At 68.9% G+C, this 17,126-nt stretch carries 12 protein-coding genes; 10 read left to right on the forward strand and 2 right to left on the reverse strand.

Features of this window, described 5'->3' with window-relative positions; all coding sequences use genetic code 11:
• Nucleotide 1: 1 nt before the first annotated feature.
• Nucleotides 2-1,429 carry a Gfo/Idh/MocA family oxidoreductase gene (locus VN461_00125; GenBank protein HXB53160.1) on the reverse strand — a complete coding sequence of 476 codons (1,428 nt, stop codon included), beginning with the start codon at nucleotides 1,427-1,429 and terminating at the stop codon, nucleotides 2-4.
• A gap of 156 nt (nucleotides 1,430-1,585) precedes the next feature.
• On the opposite strand from VN461_00125, the gene VN461_00130 reads away from it, so the two are divergent.
• Nucleotides 1,586-2,830, forward strand: coding sequence for a DUF2264 domain-containing protein (locus tag VN461_00130; GenBank protein HXB53161.1), 1,245 nt, complete (start codon nucleotides 1,586-1,588; stop codon nucleotides 2,828-2,830).
• 81 nt (nucleotides 2,831-2,911) lie between these two features.
• Here the strand turns inward: VN461_00130 and VN461_00135 are convergent, their stop codons facing one another.
• Nucleotides 2,912-3,922, reverse strand: a complete 1,011-nt coding sequence (locus VN461_00135; GenBank protein HXB53162.1) for an aldo/keto reductase — start codon at nucleotides 3,920-3,922, stop codon at nucleotides 2,912-2,914.
• A 156-nt stretch (nucleotides 3,923-4,078) separates the two neighbouring features.
• On the opposite strand from VN461_00135, the gene VN461_00140 reads away from it, so the two are divergent.
• The 9 genes from VN461_00140 to VN461_00180 all read left to right on the forward strand — a co-directional run bounded on the left by VN461_00140 (nucleotide 4,079) and on the right by VN461_00180 (nucleotide 17,117).
• The gene (locus VN461_00140) at nucleotides 4,079-5,464 is read left to right on the forward strand and encodes a putative oxidoreductase C-terminal domain-containing protein (protein HXB53163.1); all 1,386 of its coding nucleotides are present in this window, start codon (nucleotides 4,079-4,081) and stop codon (nucleotides 5,462-5,464) included.
• Between the two features lie 293 nt (nucleotides 5,465-5,757).
• On the forward strand, nucleotides 5,758-9,102 hold the full coding sequence (locus tag VN461_00145) for a carboxypeptidase regulatory-like domain-containing protein (protein HXB53164.1): 3,345 nt from the start codon (nucleotides 5,758-5,760) through the stop codon (nucleotides 9,100-9,102).
• Nucleotides 9,103-9,211: 109 nt separating this feature from the next.
• Nucleotides 9,212-9,730, forward strand: a complete 519-nt coding sequence (locus VN461_00150; GenBank protein HXB53165.1) for a DoxX subfamily — start codon at nucleotides 9,212-9,214, stop codon at nucleotides 9,728-9,730.
• The gene (locus tag VN461_00155) at nucleotides 9,727-11,004 is read left to right on the forward strand and encodes a Gfo/Idh/MocA family oxidoreductase (GenBank protein HXB53166.1); all 1,278 of its coding nucleotides are present in this window, start codon (nucleotides 9,727-9,729) and stop codon (nucleotides 11,002-11,004) included. Before VN461_00150 ends, VN461_00155 begins: the two co-directional genes overlap by 4 nt.
• The gene (locus tag VN461_00160; GenBank protein HXB53167.1) at nucleotides 11,001-11,693 is read left to right on the forward strand and encodes a GntR family transcriptional regulator; all 693 of its coding nucleotides are present in this window, start codon (nucleotides 11,001-11,003) and stop codon (nucleotides 11,691-11,693) included. Before VN461_00155 ends, VN461_00160 begins: the two co-directional genes overlap by 4 nt.
• Nucleotides 11,694-11,783: 90 nt before the next feature.
• Complete coding sequence (locus tag VN461_00165) at nucleotides 11,784-13,220, forward strand: NADH:flavin oxidoreductase (GenBank protein HXB53168.1); 1,437 nt, start codon at nucleotides 11,784-11,786, stop codon at nucleotides 13,218-13,220.
• 41 nt (nucleotides 13,221-13,261) lie between these two features.
• Nucleotides 13,262-14,470 carry an MFS transporter gene (locus VN461_00170; GenBank protein HXB53169.1) on the forward strand — a complete coding sequence of 403 codons (1,209 nt, stop codon included), beginning with the start codon at nucleotides 13,262-13,264 and terminating at the stop codon, nucleotides 14,468-14,470.
• Nucleotides 14,467-16,197, forward strand: coding sequence for an L-arabinonate dehydratase (gene araD, locus VN461_00175; GenBank protein HXB53170.1), 1,731 nt, complete (start codon nucleotides 14,467-14,469; stop codon nucleotides 16,195-16,197). The genes VN461_00170 and araD overlap by 4 nt, the downstream gene beginning before the upstream one ends.
• On the forward strand, nucleotides 16,194-17,117 hold the full coding sequence (locus VN461_00180) for a dihydrodipicolinate synthase family protein (protein ID HXB53171.1): 924 nt from the start codon (nucleotides 16,194-16,196) through the stop codon (nucleotides 17,115-17,117). The genes araD and VN461_00180 overlap by 4 nt, the downstream gene beginning before the upstream one ends.
• The last annotated feature ends 9 nt before the right edge of the window (nucleotides 17,118-17,126 follow it).

Here is a 17,126-nt window from a genome sequence, read left to right on the forward strand (position 1 = left end):
GCTAGATCTTGTCCGGCACCTTGAACCCCGCCCGGTATTCGCGGGTGAGGAGGCGGTTTGCTTCCGCCTCCCCCGGAAAGGTCTCCGTCTTCCCGTCGAACCGGAGGCTTTTTCCGACGCGGTAGGCGATGTTGGCGAGGTGGGGGAGGGCGGAGGAGATATGGCCCTCCTCGATGTCGCAGTTGAGCTTCTTGGGGTCTCCCGCGCGCACGGCGTCGATGAAGTTCCGGTAGTGCGGGGACTCGATGCTGGTTGGCGTCAGGGGGTCGCTGCCGCTCTCCCCGGGGGATGCCGTGCCCTTCGAGCCCGGCCCTTTTTCCTCGCTCCTGCCCAGATAGCTTTGCCAATCCCGGCCGTCGCCGTCGATGGAGAGCCAGCCCTTTGTCCCGTAGAAGAGGTTTCCGATGCGCTGGCCGCCCTCCGCGTTCGTCGCCGTCCCCCGGGTCGCGAACTCGAGCACCCGACCGTCCTCGTACTCGAAGAGCGCAGTCTGGACGTTCGGGGTCTCCTGCGAGGTCTCCCCCGTCTCGTAGAGGCCGCCGGAGGAGGAAATCCGCAAAGGATGAGTGGCGATGCCCAGGCCCCAGCGCGCGATGTCGAACTGGTGGGGGCCTTGGTTGCCGGTGTCGCCGTTGCCGGTGTCCCAGTGCCAGTGCCAGTTGTAGTGGAAGTGGTTCCGGTTGAAGGGACGGGCGGTCGCGGGCCCTAGCCAGAGATCGTAGTCGACCTTGGCCAGGTAGGCGGCGTCCCAGGCGGGCTCGTACTCCTTCGACTCGACGTTCAAGCGGTAGCGCTCTCCTTGAGCGAGGGGGCCGTCCGGGTAGCGGCCGATCAGCGGGCGGGGCTTGAAGCAGAGCCCGCGGGCCAGGTAGACCTTGCCCAGGCCACCCTCGTGGAGGAAGCGGATGGCGTCCCGCACCGCCGGCCGGCTGCGGTTCATGGTTCCGACCTGGACGATCTTGTTGTACTTGCGCGCCGCCTCCACCATCCGGCGGCCCTCGCTGACGTTGTGCGAGCACGGCTTCTCCACGAAAACGTGCTTGCCGGCCTGGATGGCCCAGATCGTGGCCAGGGCGTGCCAATGGTTGGGGGTGGCGATGATCACCGCGTCCACGTCCTTGTCGTCGAAGACCCGGCGCAGGTCCTTCTCGTAGCGGGGGCGGAAAGTGGGAACGTCGGCCAGCCGGGGATCGTTCGCCCGGGAGGCAAAGAGGTTTTCATCCACGTCGCAGAGCGTCTTGATCTCGACCCCGGAAAGGCGGGCGAACCCCCGCTTGAGGGCATTGCCCTGCCCGCGGATCCCGATCGAGGCCACCACCACCCGGTCGTTGGCCCCCAGCACGCGGGCCTGGCTGCGCGCCGTAGTCCCGAGGGCAACGCCCGCCGTTCCCAGCACCGTGGTCTTCAGGAAATCGCGTCGTGCCGTCATACCGCCTCCTTGCGCCGCAGAGCTTGGCAGAGCTGATCGAGGATGGCAAGACGGGGGTGGCGCTCCCGGCGGCCTTGACCGAGCGGCGCCCAGGGACTAGCGTTGCCGCGACTAGGATGGATCGCGCTCGGCCCGACGCCCCTCGCGAGTCCCCCCATGAGTGAGCCTTTCCCCCGCCGTGGATTCCTGGGAGCCCTAGCGGGCGTTGCCCTTTCCGCGGCGCGCGCGCCCGTGGTCCCTGGGGTCCCCCCGCCTACCGAGGCGGGCGACCGTGAATACTGGGTAGGACTGGCCCGACGGCTCGCCGATCCCATTCTCACCAACCTCGCGAACGGTACCCTGAGGGCGCGGATGCCCGTGGAGGAGGCGGCGGGCTCTGGACGAGGCGCGGTGACGCACCTGGAGGCGTTCGGCCGCCTGCTTGCGGGCCTGGCCCCCTGGCTCGAGCTTGCGGACGACAGCAGTGCGGAGGGCGCCCTCCGCGCACAGTACGCGAGCCTGGCCCGGCGCGCCCTGGCCAGCGCCGTTGACCCCTCCTCCCCCGACTTCTTGAACTTCACGCGCGAGCGCCAGCCGCTGGTGGACGCCGCCTTCCTCGCCCAGGGCCTGTTGCGCGCGCCGCGCGCCCTCACCGAGAGCCTCGACTCCGCCGTGCGGGGGAACCTCGTGCGCGCGCTCGAGTCAACGCGCGGCATCCAGCCCGCCTTCAGCAACTGGCTTCTCTTCCCGGCCATGGTGGAGGCGGGCCTGGCCCAGCTGGGGGCATGGTGGGACCCGGTGCGGGTGGACTACGCCCTGCACGAGCACCAGCAGTGGTACAAGGGCGACGGCATCTACGGAGACGGGCCCGACTTCCACTGGGACTACTACAACAGCTTCGTCATCCAGCCCATGCTGCTCGACATCCTCGACGCGCGTGGATCGGCGGCCCCCGCCTGGCAGGCCATGAAAGGCCCGGCCCTGGCCCGGGCCCGACGCCACGCCGTCCAGCTCGAGCGGCTGATCTGCCCTGAGGGGACCTTCCCCGCCATCGGCCGCTCCCTGGCCTACCGGGTGGGGGCGTTCCACCTGCTGGCCCAGGTCGCCCTCCGCCGCGAGCTGCCTCCGACGGTTGCCCCTCCGCAGGTCCGGTCGGCCTTGACCGCGGTGATGCGACGCTCGCTGGATGCGGCCGGCACGTTCGATGACCAGGGATGGCTGCGGATTGGCTTCAGCGGGCATCAGCCCGGTGTTGGCGAGCGGTACATCTCGACGGGAAGCCTCTATCTTTGCGCGGTCGGCCTCCTTCCCCTCGGCCTCCCGCCCGGGGACGTCTTCTGGTCCGCGCCCTCCCAGGCATGGACCTCCAAGCGGGCGTGGTCGGGGCAGGAGTTCCCTATTGACACTGCCCTCTCCGAGTGACCTCGGGCTTCGGCACGAGAAGGCCACCGCGGCCGGCGGTGTGCTGCGGCTCACTCGGGCCTTTACCGCCGGCGAGGCGTGTCAGGACGGGGGCCGGGTCGGCCCCTTTCCCGCTCCTGTGCCCGCGACGAGGGCGGCGATCGCGTCCAGCTCGTCGGCGTGCAGAGCGAGGTCCGCGCTTCCGATCCAGCCGTCCACCTGCTCCGGGGAGCGGGCGCCCACAATGGCGCCGGTGACGCCCGGCCAGGAGAGGGTCCAGGCCACGGCCAACGCAGCCACGGAGACCCCGAGCCGCGCGGCCAGGGGTCGGAGGGCGTCGCGCAAGGCGAGATTCGCATGGAGCCGCGGGGGCTGGAACTCGCTCCCCCGGCGTCGCCAATCATCCGCGGCCATGGCGGCCACGCTCTCCGCGGTGAAGCGGTCGGTGAGGAGGCCCGACTGCATGGGGCTGTAGACGATGACGCCAGTACCGTGGGCGGCGCACCAGGGAATCTCCTCCGCGGCCGCCGCGCGCTGGATGAGCGAGAAGGGGGGCTGCAGAGAGTCCACGCTCCGCAAGGAAGCGCACCGTTCGAGGAGGGGGACGCGGAAGTTGGAGACGCCGATGGCGCGCACCTTGCCTTGCTCGACCAGCTTCACCATGGCCGCCCACGAATCCTCGGTCGCCACCCCGCCCGCATCGGGCCAGTGGCACTGGAAAAGGTCGAGCCGCTCCACGCCGAGCCGGCGCAGGGAGTCCTCGCATTCGCGGGCAATCAAGTCAGGATGAAGGCTGCGCCGGGCCTGCACCATGGGGTGCTGGGGGTCCCACTGCAGGCCACACTTGGTGAAGACGTAGGGCCGCTCGCGGCCGGGCAGCTCGCGGAGGACCTGGCCCACGAGTTCCTCGGAGTGCCCGAGGCCGTACACGGCCGCGGTGTCAATCCAGTTGACGCCGAGGCTCACGGCTCGGCGCATGGCGGCGCGCGAGGCGGCGTCATCCTGGGGCCCCCAACCGAAGGCCCAGCCCCCGCCCCCCGCCGCCCAAGCCCCGAAGCCAACGGCGGTGATTTCGAGATCGCTTTTCCCGAGTCGCCGCTTCTTCAGGGTCAGGTTCCTCCCCGTGGAGCCGGATATTACCTCGGCCTGACCTCGCCCGTTGAGCGAGGGGGCGAGGGGGCCCGGCGGACCGCGGCAACACGCCTGTCGGCAGCCGTTTGACGCAGGCGGGTCGCTGATATAGCTTCCGCGCCGAACATGGGCGGAGCAATGCGCCGCTGGGTGTTCTTGACCGCGATGCCCGCGCTTGCCTTGGGCGCCGCCGGTGCTGCGGGTCCGGAAGGAGGGCCCGAGGCGCCCGTCCGCCTCATCACCCTCGATCCCGGGCACTTTCACGCGGCCCTCATCCAGAAGGACACGTATCCGGAGGTGTCGGATACGGTCCACGTGTACGCCCCCCTCGGCCCGGACCTCATCGCGCACCTCTCGCGGATCTCCCAGTTCAACCAACGCGGGGAGCACCCCACCCGCTGGCGCATGGAAATCCACACCGGCCCGGACTTTCAGGAGAAGATGCTCAAAGAACGCCCGGGTAACGTGGTGGTCCTTTCCGGTCGCAACCAGGGCAAGATCGACCGCATCCTGGCCTGCCTGAACGCGGGGCTCAACGTGCTCGCAGACAAGCCCTGGATCATCGCGGCCGCCAACCTTCCCAAGCTGGAGGCGGCGCTGGACACCGCGGAAGCGAAGGGCCTCGTCGCCTACGACGTGATGACCGAGCGGTACGAGATCACGACCATCCTACAAAAGGAGCTCTTGGCCGATGCCGCGGTGAGCGGAGGCATCGTGAGCGGCACCGAACAGGAGCCGGCAGTCTTCATGGAGAGCGTCCACCAGCTCATGAAGACCGTGGCCGGAGTGCCCAACCTGCGCCCGGCCTGGTTCTTCGACACGGGCGAGCAGGGAGAGGCCCTGGCCGACGTCGGCACCCATCTCGTGGACCTAGTTCCGTGGATGCTATTCCCGCAGCAGCCCCTGGACTATCGTCGGGATATCCGTCTGCTCTCGGCCCGGGGCTGGCCAACCGTCCTCACCCGCGCCGACTTCGAGCGGGTAACGGGGGATAGAGGCTTTCCCCCCATCCTGGCCCCCTGGCTCAAGGGCGATGAGCTTCGATACCGCGCCAACACGCACGTGTCCTACACGCTGCGCGGCGTCCACGTGCAGCTTCGGGTGCGCTGGAACTATGAGCCTCCCGAGGGCTCCGGCGACACTCACTTCGCGGTCGTCCGGGGAAGCCGGGCCCGGCTCGAGGTGCGGCAGGGCCCCGACCAGAAATACCGGACCGAGCTTTACGTCGTCCCCGCGCGCGCGGCGGACAAGGGAGTGGTGCGGACCGCCCTCGAGAGGAGGCTCGCCCAGCTTCAAGCGCGCTTCCCCGGCCTGGGGATCGAGGATCAGGGCCAGGAGATCCGGGTCCTGGTGCCCGACGGCCTGCGAACGAACCACGAGTCCCACTTCGCACAAGTGACGGCCCGTTTCCTGGCCTACCTAAAGGACCCCCGGAGCGTACCCGCCTGGGAGAAGGCCAACATGCTCGCCAAGTACTTCGTCACCACCGGGGGCACGGAGCTGAGCCGCTCCGCAGCTCCTTAAGGGGCTCTCGACACCACGACCCCACGGTAACAGCAGCGCAATCAACGCTTTGCCGCCAAGGTCCACTACGGCTGGAAGCGAGCCGATATGATATATGAAAATCCTTGACGTCCTCCCACCGTTCGCGCTAGGGTTCGCCCCACAAGTTCCGCCGAAAGTGAATGCCGCCGCTAACGGATGACATCGACCCGGCCGCGATACGGCCCGGGCGAGACGCAAGCTGGAAGAAGCTCTCGCGGGGCCCCCGCGTGGGTCGGCGCAGGATCACGCACGTAAACGGTGGAGGACGCGATATGAAGAGAAGCCGATGGGCCTGCAGGTTCCTCGTCCTTGGCTTGCCCCTGGTGGCCGCGGTGCTGTGCCTCGCGCCCCCTCCGCTGGGGGCGCAGGCGGTCACCGGCACCGTCCTGGGCACGGTGCGGGATTCCAGCGGCGGCGCGCTCGCCGGCGCCAGCGTCACCCTGGTCAATGAGGGGACGGGGTTCTCGCGGACCGTCGTTACGGACGCGAGTGGAGAGTACGCAGCCCCGCTCATGCCGACGGGCGACTACACCGTTACCTGCGAGATGAGCGGCTTCAAGAAGGTGACCGTCGCCAACGTCCATGTCGGCGTCGACCAGAAGGTAAAAACCGACGTCAAGCTCGAGCTGGGCCAGATGTCGGAGGCGGTCACGATCCAGGCCGAGACCCCCCTCATCCAGACGAGCAGCTCCGAACTGGGGACTACGGTCGCGAACACACAGATCGAGGCCCTCCCCTTGAACGGGCGCAACTTCGTGAGCCTGACGCGCACCATCCCGGGCGTGCTGCGGCCGCCCCCGGGTGCGAACATCGACGGCGCGGGTTCGCTGGCCTGGCGGGCGGGATCCGGCTTCTCGGCCAATGGCCAACGCGCGCGCGACAACAGCTACCTGCTCGACGGCGTCGACAACAACGAGACCTGGCTCCAAACCGTCGTGGTCTTCCCGAGCATCGAAGCCCTCGACGAGTTCAAGATGCAGACGAGCACTTACTCGGCCGAGTTCGGCAAGTCGCTGGGCGGCGTCGTGAACATCCAGATCAAGTCCGGAGCGAATCAGGTCCACGGCGACGCCTTCGATTTCGAGCGCAACTCCGCCCTGGACGCGAACAACTTCTTCAACAACCGCGCGGGACGGGCCAAACCCGAGTTCAAGCAGCACCAATTCGGCGCGACCCTGGGGGGGCCGATCATCAGCGACCGGGCCTTCTTCTTCGCCGACTACCAGGGCACCCGAATCAACCAGGGCCAGACCTACGTCTCGACCGTCCCCTCAGACCTCATGCGGCAGGGAAACTTCTCGGAGATCAACCGGGTGATCTACGACCCCCTCACGGGCCAGCCGTTCCCGGGGAATATCATTCCCACCAGCAGGTTCGACCCCGCCTCCGCCAACATCATCAACCAGCTCTACCCGCAGGCCAACTCGGCGGGAACGCGCGCCAGCAACGGGCAAACCATCAGCAACTACGTCATCAACCCCGTGCTGGAGCGGCAGGACAACCAATTCGATGTCAAGCTCGACGACAACATCTCCAGCAACAACCACGCCTTCGTCCGCTACAGCTTCGAGAAGACACACCGCTTCCTGCCCGCCACATTGCCCCACGGCGACGCCGGCTTCACCTTCGGAGCCGGCAACGGAAACATCAAGGCCCAGAGTCTTGCCTTCAACGACGCCCATTCGTTCAGCCCGAGCCTCATAAACGAATTCCGTTTCGGTTGGAGCGCGGTGAGCTTCCTCAACACCCCCATCGACTACGGGACCAACCCCGCCTCCGCGGTGGGCATCCCCGGCATCAACCTCAACCAGTCCACGTCCGCCATGACGCAGTTGCTCTTCCGCGGCTCGGGCGGGGCGCGCGACCTCGGCGCCAACAGCAACGTGCCCCTCATCACGAACCAGAACGATTTCCAGATCTTCGACAGCATCACGCGGGTCTCGGGACGACACACCATGAAGGCGGGCGGGAGCATCACCTGGCGCTCACGGGAGATCCTGAACGCGGACACGATCGTCGGCCAGTTCGTCTTCGACAACAACCCGACGTCCAACTGCGGCGGCATCCTGAGCGGGTGCAAGGTGAACTCGGCAACCGGGTTCGACGTGGCCAGCTTCCTGCTCGGATACGCCAGCCAGAAGAATCGGAACCTCTTCGACGCCAAGACCTACACCGAGAAGCGGCCCGAGTACGCCCTCTACACGCAGGACGACTGGCGGGCGACGAGCAAACTTACCCTGAACATGGGATTGCGGTGGGACCTCTTCGTGCCCTGGGTGGAAGCGAACGACCGGCAGTCCAACTTCGACGTGACCACCGGCAAGTTCGTGCTCGCCTCCCCGAACGCCGTGATGGGTGGCGTCAACGTGGGCCGCTACCTCCAGACCTACTCGAACACGGACTTCGGGCCGCGCTTCGGGTTCGCCTACGACCTGACCGGCGACGGCAAGACCGTACTCCGCGGAGGTGTGGGCGTCTTCTGGAACTTCACGCCCGGAGGGACGTCCTCGTCGAAGGCCCAGAATCCGCCGTTCCTTCAGTCCACCGCGCTGCGGAATGGCAGCTTCGGGATCAACCTGAAGGTCTCGGACGGCCTGCCGCTGCCTCCGGGCGTCAACCCGAACCTTCCCCCCGCCGGCTCCACGCGGTCGGTCTTCGATCGCGACTTCCGCGACGCCTATTCGACCAACTTCAACATCAACGTGCAGCGGCAGCTCGGTCGGGACTACGTATTGGAGGTCGCCTACGTGGGCTCGCGCGCCCGGCAGATGCTGGTCAAGACGAACGAGAACCAGGCCCCGCCCGTCCTGGGCGTGACCAACCCCAACATCAACCGGCCCTTCTTCAGCATCGATCCTGCCCTGGGCGACTTGGGGACGGTCAGCAGCATCGGCTTCCTCAACTACAACGGGCTGCTCGTCAAGTTCCAGCGGCGCTTCGCCAACGGCTTCTCGTTCATGAACTCCTACACCTACGGTCTGGCCATCGACCTCGCCTCCGACAACGACGGCGGAGTGGCCCTGACCAACACCTACAACCCGGCCTACAACCGCGGCCCCGCGGACTACGACGTCAAGCACACGTTCGTCTCGAACTGGATCTACGCGCTTCCCTTCGGCAAAGAGAGCAAGTGGGGGGGCTGGCAGGTCAGCGGGATCCTGTATGCGCGGACCGGCCGCGCCCTGACCATCACACAATCGCAGGCCGTACTGTCCACCGGAACCAACGCCAGCCAGCAACAGAACAACCGTCCGAACCGCATCGGCGATGGCCGCGCCGCCAATCCGACCATCGACCAGTGGTTCGACCCGACCGCCTTCCAGATGGTGCCCGAGACCACGGCGACGTATGGCAACGCGGGCCGGAACATCATGCGGGGGCCGGGCTATTTCGACATCGACCTCAACCTGGTCAAGCTCACGAAGTTCGGACGCGTCGAGCACGAGCTCCGAGTCGAGGCCTTCAACATCCTGAACCACCCGGCGTTCGCCGACCCGGGCACCACGTTCGGCACCTCCAGCTTCGGGGTCATCTCCGCCATGCTGGCCAACCCGGCATGCGCCACGTGCGGGACCACGGAGCGGCAGATCCAGTTGTCGATGAAGCTCAGGTTCTAGGCGGCGCTTACCCCACGGCTCCCCGTCCCAGCAACACTCCCGACGAGGGGAGTACTGGGACGGGGGCCCATTGATCAACCCTGACCGACCCCCGGCCCGAAGGAGCCCCGTGACCGGCCCTCAACAGCTCGCCCTCGTGCTGCTGCGCACCCTGGTGGGGTGGCACTTCTTCTACGAGGGCCTGTTCAAGCTCTCCTGGCCGGCCTGGGGCCGCGACGGCGTGCCCCTCGCGCGCTGGAGCTCCGCAGCCTATCTGCACGCGGCCACCGGCCCCCTGGCCGGTCTCTTGCACGGCCTCGCGAGCTCGAGGCTGCTTCCCGCCGTAGACCGCATCCTACCCCTGGCCCTGCTGGCGGTCGGGCTGTCGCTCCTGCTCGGTGTCTTTACGAGGGCGGGCTGCGTGGGGGCGCTGCTCCTGCTGGGGCTCTTCTATGTCTCCGCCATCCCGACCGCGGGCGTGCCCCAGGCGGGGACGGAGGGGGCCTATCTTCTCGTTAACAAGAACCTGGTGGAGGGCGCAGCGGTGTTCGTGCTCATGGCCTTCGGGACCCAGCGCATCGCGGGCCTGGATCTGCTCTGGGAGGGCCGAGCGCGTCCCCGGGGGCAAGCGGAGGGAACGGCTACATGAACTTGACCCCGGAACAACAGGAGCTGGGGCGGCGCAACTTTCTGAGGGCGCTGGCGGGGACGCCCGCCCTCGTCGCGCTGGGAGCGGCCGCCGCCCTCAAGGGGCCCGTACGCGGGGGCCCCGTCCGGCTGGGTTTCGTGGGCTTGGGCGCCCAGGGCCGCACCCTCCTGCAGGCGGCGGATCCCGCCTTCGGCGAGGTGCGGGCGCTCTGCGACATCAACCCCGCGCACCTGGCCCGGGCGGACGAGATTCTGGCCAAGGCGGGCAAGCCGCAGGCTCGCCACTACGAAGACTGGCGGGAGATGCTCCAGAAAGAGGACCTGGAGGCGGTGGTCATGGCCCCCCCTCTCTGGCTTCATGCCGAGATGGCCTCGGGTTGCCTGGAGGCGGGCAAGCACGTTCTCTGCGAGAAGATGATGGCCTGGGACCTGGACGGCTGCCGGCGCATGCAGGAGGCGGCGCGGAAGAGCGGCCGGATCCTCGAGATCGGCTATCAGCGCTTCTACAACCCGGTCTACCAGGCCGCCTACGAAGGCATCATCAAGCCCGGCCTGCTGGGGGATGTCTACGTGGCCCGCCTCGTCTGGCACCGCAACGGCAACTGGCGGCGCCAGGAGGAGCCGCCCGCTCCCGGCTACGATCCCTCCCGCTGGGGCTATCCCACCTTCGAGAAGCTCCTGAACTGGCGGCTTTACTGGCGCTATTCGAAGGGGTTGCTGGCGGAGCTCGGCAGCCACCAGCTGAACACCGCCAACTGGTTCTTCGGGGGGGTGCCGGAGGCGGTGATGGCGACGGGAGGTGTCTACCGGTTCAAGGACGGGCGGGAGGTGGAAGACCACCTCTTCGCCACCTTCGAGTACCCGCAGGGACGCACGGCCGTCTTCTCGACGATCGAGTCGAATGCCTACGACGACTACTACGAGATGTTCATGGGGACCAAGGCCACGCTCATCCTCCGGGCGGAGACCGAGGTCTACCTGTTCGAGGAGGGGGACAAGAGAGCGACCGGACTCGAGGTCACCCCCAAAGGCTCGGGACCCGCCCTCGAGGCCTCGGAGACCCGGGCCCCCGACGCGGCGGGGAAGCGGGGGGTCATGGCCACGGACCGGACCGACCGGCGGCTCTCCTATCGGTTGGAGATTTCCGAGTTCTGTGCGGCCATTCGCGTGGGCCGGCCCTTGCGCTGCGGCCCCGACAAGGCCCTGGGCTCGGCGCGCGCGTGTCTGGCCGCACATGAGGCCATCGAGAAGAAAGCGCGGGTCCTTCTGGCATGACCGCGGGAACGCCTCTGTCTCTACCCGGCACGGTGCGCTACCGCACAAAGCAAGAGCTCGTCTACCAGACCCTCCGCAGCGCCATCATGCGCTGCGACCTCCGCCCCGGCCAGCGCCTGGTCATCGACGAGCTGGCCCGACAGCTCGAGGTCAGCGCGATCCCCGTCCGGGAGGCCCTCCACCTCCTCCAGTCCGAGGGCCTGGTCACGAGCGTCCCCCACGTGGGGGCCACCGTGAGCCTGATCTCCCGGGAATCTATCGACGAGGTCTTCGCCGTCCTCGAAGGCCTTGAGATCGTGGCCACCCGCAGCGCCACCCTTCGCCTCACGAGCGCGGATGCCGCGACCCTGGAGGGGATCACGGTCGCCATGGACGAGGCATTGCAAACGGGTCGCAACGAGGAGTGGGCGGACCTGAACTCCCGCTTCCATCTCGCCATCAGCCGCCTGAGCGCGATGCCGATGCTCCAGGAGATGACGGAGCGGGTGCTGGACCACTGGGACCGAGTGCGCCGGTTCTACTTCAGCGGGGTGCTCGTCCGCCGGATCGAGCAGGCCCAGGAGGAGCACCGCGTCCTGCTTCGGGCCATGAAGGCCAAGGACCTGGTGGCTCTGGAGCGGACGGTGAAGCAGCACAATCAGGGGGCGCTCCTCGCCTACGCAGAGTACTTGCAGGAAGGCGCGCAATGACGAGTCTCCCGCGGGGCCTTCCGGGGCCGACCCCGCACAGGGCCCCCTCCGCCCCCCGCGGCCCGGCTCGGGCACGGAAAGGAGCGGGCTTTGAACTGGCCGCGCGTGGCCTCGCTCAAGACCGCGGACGCCTTTCGCTCGCATCTTGAGCGGAGCGGCATCCTCCTGAAGTTCGACGAGGCGCTGGCGCCCGGCGCCTCCTCGCCCCTGGCCCGCCCCTTCGAGCTCGGGGGCGTACGGGTCGGCAATCGCTTCTGCATACTGCCCATGGAGGGGTGGGACGGAACCCGGGAAGGCGAGCCCAGCGAGTTGACCGGACGCCGCTGGCACAACTTCGGGGTGAGCGGGGCCAAGCTGATCTGGGGCGGGGAGGCGGTGGCCGTGCGCTTCGACGGCCGGGCCAACCCCAACCAGCTCCTGATCACGGAGAGGACGCTGCCCGGCCTCGCCCGGCTCCGGGAAACGCTGGTTCGGGCCCATCTGGAAAAGTTCGGGCCGGGCGCGGAGACCGACCTCCATGTCGGGCTCCAGCTCACCCACTCCGGGCGCTTCGCGCGGCCCTTTGCCACCGACCGCCCGGAACCCCGCACCGCCTATGCGCACCCCTGGCTCGACCGGCGCTTCCCCGGTGAGATCCGCATGCTCGGTGACGACGAGCTCGACCGTCTTACCGGCGACTTCGTGCGGGCCGCGCGCCTGGCCCGCTCCATCGGCTTTGCTTTCGTGGACATCAAGCACTGTCATGGCTACCTCGGCCACGAGCTGCTCTCGGCGCGGGACCGGCCGGGCCCCTACGGGGGCTCCTTTAAGAACCGGACCCGCTTCCTTCGTGAGGTGGTGGCGGGCATCCGGGCGGAGGCCCCGGGGCTGGGGGTGGGGGTGCGGGTCTCGATCTTCGACACCGTCCCCTTTCGAAAGGGCGGCGACGGGTTGGGACATCCGGAGGCGGATCCCGCGGGCTACCGTTGGGCCTTCGGCCTCTTGGAGGACGAGCGGCTCCCGGAGGCCCTCGAGGAGGCTCGCACCTTGCTTCGCCTCCTGGAAACCCTGGGCGTCCGCTGGATCTGCGCGACGGCGGGGAGCCCCTATTACAACCCCCACGTCCAGCGCCCCGCGTTCTTTCCCCCCAGCGACGGCTATGAGCCCCCCGAGGATCCCCTGCGGGGCGTGGCCCGGCAGATCCAGGCCACCGCCCTCCTCAAGGCGGAGTTCCCGGGTCTGGCCGTGGTCGGATCGGCCTACAGCTACCTGCAGGAGTGGCTCCCCCACGTGGCCCAGCACACCATCCGCACGGGGGGGGCCGATTTCGTGGGCCTGGGCCGGCTGGTCCTGTCCTACCCGGAGCTGCCCGCCGACGTGCTGGCGGGGGTGCCGCTTCGGCGCAAGAAGCTCTGCCGGACCTTCAGCGATTGCACCAGCGGCCCCCGCAATGGCCTCGTCTCCGGTTGCTATCCGCTCGATCCCTTCTATGTGGACCACCCGGACGCCGAGCGGCTCCGCCGCGCCAAGGAGGCCCTACGAGTCTGAGCCAGCCCGCGGACGACCAGCGCCGCTTCCGGCTGCTGGCGGTGGCGACCGCGTTTTTGGCCCTTTTCTCGGTCGTGGGCTGCGCCCTTTATGGCCTCCCCTTCTTCTACGATTTCCTGGTCCGCGATCTAGGCTGGACCCGCGCGCAGGTGACGTGGGGCAACGGTCTCAGCAAGCTGCTGGTGGGGCCGCTCTTCGGCTTCCTAGCCGGCGCGATCATCGATGCCGTCGGGCCCCGCCGGGTGATGATGGTGGGGATCTTGATGGCGGGGGGTGCGCTCGTGGGCCTCTCCGGCGTCACGAGCCTGGGAGCCTTCTACGGCTTCTACTTCTTGAACGCCCTGGGCTATGTCTGCGGCGGACCGCTCCCCAACCAGGTACTGCTCTCGCGCTGGTTCGAGGCCGGCCGCGGCAAGGCCATGGGCGTCGCCTACCTGGGGATCGGTCTGGGCGGTGCCCTGGTCCCCCTCGTCGCCCACGCCCTTACCGAGTCCTTGGGTTGGCGGGGGGCGATGGGAACCCTGGGCCTCCTGATGCTCGTGATCGCTCTCCCCGCCGCCTTCTTCGTTCGCGAGCCTTTGGGAGACCCAGCTGCGGGGGGCCCCGCGGTCGTAATCGTCTCCTTGGGGGTCATCCTGCGCCGGCCGGCCTTCTACCTCCTGGCCCTCGGCAGCATGTGCTCGATCGGCGCCGTGGGGGGGACCATGCAGAACCTCAAGCTCTACCTGAGCCTCGACCGCGGGCTCGCCCAGGGTCGAGTGGCCGCCCTGCTCTCCGTCATCCTCGCCGGGAGCATCGCCGGCCGCCTCCTGATGGGCTGGCTGGCCGACGTCTGGGCCAAGAAGCGCGTGATGCTGCTCATCTACGCCATCGTGGCCGCCACCATCCCCCTCCTCGCCTTCGCGGCCTCGCCGCCGGCCCTCCTCGCGGCGGCCCTCCTCTTTGGCATCGGCCTGGGCGGCGACTATATGATCATCCCCCTGATGGCGGCGGAGCTATTCGGAGTGAGGGTCCTGGGGCGGCTCATGGGGGTCATCCTCACCGCGGACGGGGTGGCGGAGGCCGTGGTCCCCGTCCTCGTGGCCGGGATCCGCGACCGCGCGGGCAGCTACGCGAGCGGCTTCCTCCTCCTGGTAGGGCTGGCCGCCCTGGGTGCGCTGGCGGTGGCGCTCCTGCCGCGGCCCGTCGCCGCGTCTGCCCCCAAGGACGGCGCGCCTGCGGCGGGGGAGGAAGCGATGGTCCGCCCGTGAACGGGCCCAAGAAGGCCGTGGCCGACCTGCGGAGCCAACGCTGGTTCGGCCGGGGCGACATGCGCTCCTTCGGCCACCGTTCCCGCGCCAAGCAGGAAGGGTTTGCGGGGGAGGACTTCCTGGGCAAGCCCGTGATCGCGATCCTCAACACGTGGAGCGACGCGAATCCCTGCCATGCCCACTTCCGCATGCGGGCGGAGGAGGTGAAGCGCGGCGTCTGGCAGGCGGGCGGCTTCCCCCTGGAGATGCCGGTGCTCTCCGTGGGAGAGACCTTCATGAAGCCCTCCCCCATGCTCTACCGGAACCTCCTGGCCATGGAGGCGGAGGAGGTGCTCCGCGCGAACCCCGTCGACGGGGTCGTGCTCCTGGGCGGCTGCGACAAGACCGTCCCCGGCCTGCTCATGGGCGCCACCAGCATGAACCTGCCCGCCCTCTTTCTTCCCGCCGGGCCCATGCTGCGCGGGAACTGGCGCGGCGGCGTCCTCGGAAGCGGGACCGACCTCTGGAAGTACTGGACGGAGAAGCGCGCCGGCAACCTCGACGAGTGCGCCTGGCGGGAGATGGAGGAAGGGATCGCCCGCTCCTTCGGGACCTGCATGACCATGGGGACGGCCTCCACCATGGCGGCGGCGGCGGAGGCCCTGGGCATGACCCTGCCCGGCGCTTCTTCGATCCCCGCCGCCGACTCCGGCCACCCCCGGCTGGCCTCCGCCAGCGGACGGAGGATCGTGGAGATGGTGTTCGCGGACCTGAAGCCCCGGGACATCCTCACCCCGCCCGCCTTCGACAACGCCATCAGAGTGGTGATGGCCCTTGGGGGGTCGACCAACGCCATCGTTCACCTGGTCGCGATGGCGGGTCGGGCGGGGGTGGGGCTCGGCCTCGACCGCTTCGACGCCCTCTCGCGGCGCACGCCCTTCCTCGCCAACATCCGGCCCTCGGGCGAGTACTTGATGGAGGACTTCTACTACGCGGGGGGCCTGCGCGGCCTCATGGCCTCGATGGGGGATCTCCTCGACCTCGGGGCCATGACCGCCAACTCCCGCACCTTGGGCGAGAACCTGGAAGGAGCGCAGGTCTTCAACCAGAACGTGATCGCCCCCCGGGAGCAGCCCCTGGGGCCCGAAGGTGGACTCGCCGTCCTCAGGGGTAACCTCGCCCCCGACGGGGCGGTGATCAAGCACACCGCCATGGAGAGGCGCCTCCTCCGGCACGCGGGGAAGGCGGTTGTCTTCCGCGACTACAACGACCTCGTGGCCCGCATCGACGACCCCGGCCTTGCCGTCACCGCGGACTCGGTTCTCGTCCTGCAGAACGCCGGCCCCCTGGGAGGGCCGGGGATGCCAGAGTGGGGGATGCTGCCCCTCCCCAAGAAGCTCTTGGAGCAGGGCGTGCGCGACATGGTCCGGATCTCCGACGCGCGGATGAGCGGAACCAGCTACGGTGCCTGCGTCCTCCACGTGGCCCCGGAGTCCTTCGTGGGAGGCCCCCTGGCCCTGGTCCGGGAGGGAGACGTCATCGAGCTCGACGTTCCCGCCCGGCAGCTCACCCTGAAGGTGCCGGAGGAGGAGCTCGCCCGTCGGCGGGCGGAGTGGAGGCCCCGCGATTTCCCCTACCCCCGAGGCTTCGGCGCCCTGTACGCCCGCCACGTCACCCAAGCGAACCGGGGATGTGACTTCGACTTCCTCGAGGGGACGGCGCCCGTGCCCGAGCCGGAGATCCATTGAAGGAGCTAAGCGCCCCGGACCCCGGCCCGTTCCGGTCGAAGCTCGTGGGGGTGATCGCCTTCCCGGTCACGCCCTTCCGCGAGGACCTCTCGCTCGACCTTGCCGGCCTGCGCCGCAACCTCCGGGCCCTCGTGGAGCACCCCGTGCGCGCGGTGGTGGCGGCGGGGGGCACGGGCGAGCTCTATTCGCTCACTCCCGTCGAGCACTCCCAGGTGGTGGCGGCCATGGTGGAGGAGACCCGCGGGAGGGTGCCCGTCATCGCGGGGGTGGGATTCGGCCACGCCCTCGCGGTGGAGATGGCGGAGGCGTCCGCGCGCGCGGGGGCGGAGGCCATCCTGGCCCTGCCCCCCTACTACCCGAACGCGGACGAGCAGGGGCTCCTCAAGTACTACGAGGCCATCGGCCGAGCCACCCCCCACCCGCTCCTCGTCTACAGCCGCGACTGGGTCAACCCGGGGCCGGAATGGGTGGAGCGGCTGGCCGCCCGCGTTCCCACCCTCGCCGCCTGGAAGGAGGGGCAGGGCGACATCCGGCGCTGCCAGCAGATCATGGCCCGCCTAGGCGACCGGCTCCACTGGATCGGGGGCGCGGGCGACGACTGCGTGCCCGGCTACTACAGCATCGGCATCCGAACCTACACCTCGAGCATCGCCAACGTCGCGCCCCGCCTCTCCCTCCAGCTCCACGAGGCCGCCTCCGGGGGTGACGCCGCGACCCTGAGCCGCCTCATGGAGCTCTACGTGGTGCCCCTCTATGCCCTTCGAAGCCGGCGGCGGGGGTACGAGGTCTCGGTCATGAAGGAGATGATGAACGGGCTGGGCCTGGCGGCGGGTCCGGTGCGCCCCCCCCTTCCCGCCCTGACCCCCGAGGACCAGGCGGAGGTTGCGGCCCTGCTCCGGAAGTGGCAGCCGGTGCTCTAAGGGGGTCGC

This window comes from Vicinamibacteria bacterium (genome assembly GCA_035570235.1).
Classification (GTDB): domain Bacteria; phylum Acidobacteriota; class Vicinamibacteria; order Fen-336; family Fen-336; genus DATMML01.

Coding starts and splice junctions, on each gene's coding strand:
- VN461_00140 (HXB53163.1), top strand. CDS start 4,079: ATGCGCCGCTGGGTGTTCTTGACCGCGATGCCCGCGCTTGCCTTGGGC.
- VN461_00125 (HXB53160.1), bottom strand. CDS start 1,429: ATGACGGCACGACGCGATTTCCTGAAGACCACGGTGCTGGGAACGGCG.
- VN461_00130 (HXB53161.1), top strand. CDS start 1,586: ATGAGTGAGCCTTTCCCCCGCCGTGGATTCCTGGGAGCCCTAGCGGGC.
- VN461_00145 (HXB53164.1), top strand. CDS start 5,758: ATGAAGAGAAGCCGATGGGCCTGCAGGTTCCTCGTCCTTGGCTTGCCC.
- VN461_00155 (HXB53166.1), top strand. CDS start 9,727: ATGAACTTGACCCCGGAACAACAGGAGCTGGGGCGGCGCAACTTTCTG.
- VN461_00160 (HXB53167.1), top strand. CDS start 11,001: ATGACCGCGGGAACGCCTCTGTCTCTACCCGGCACGGTGCGCTACCGC.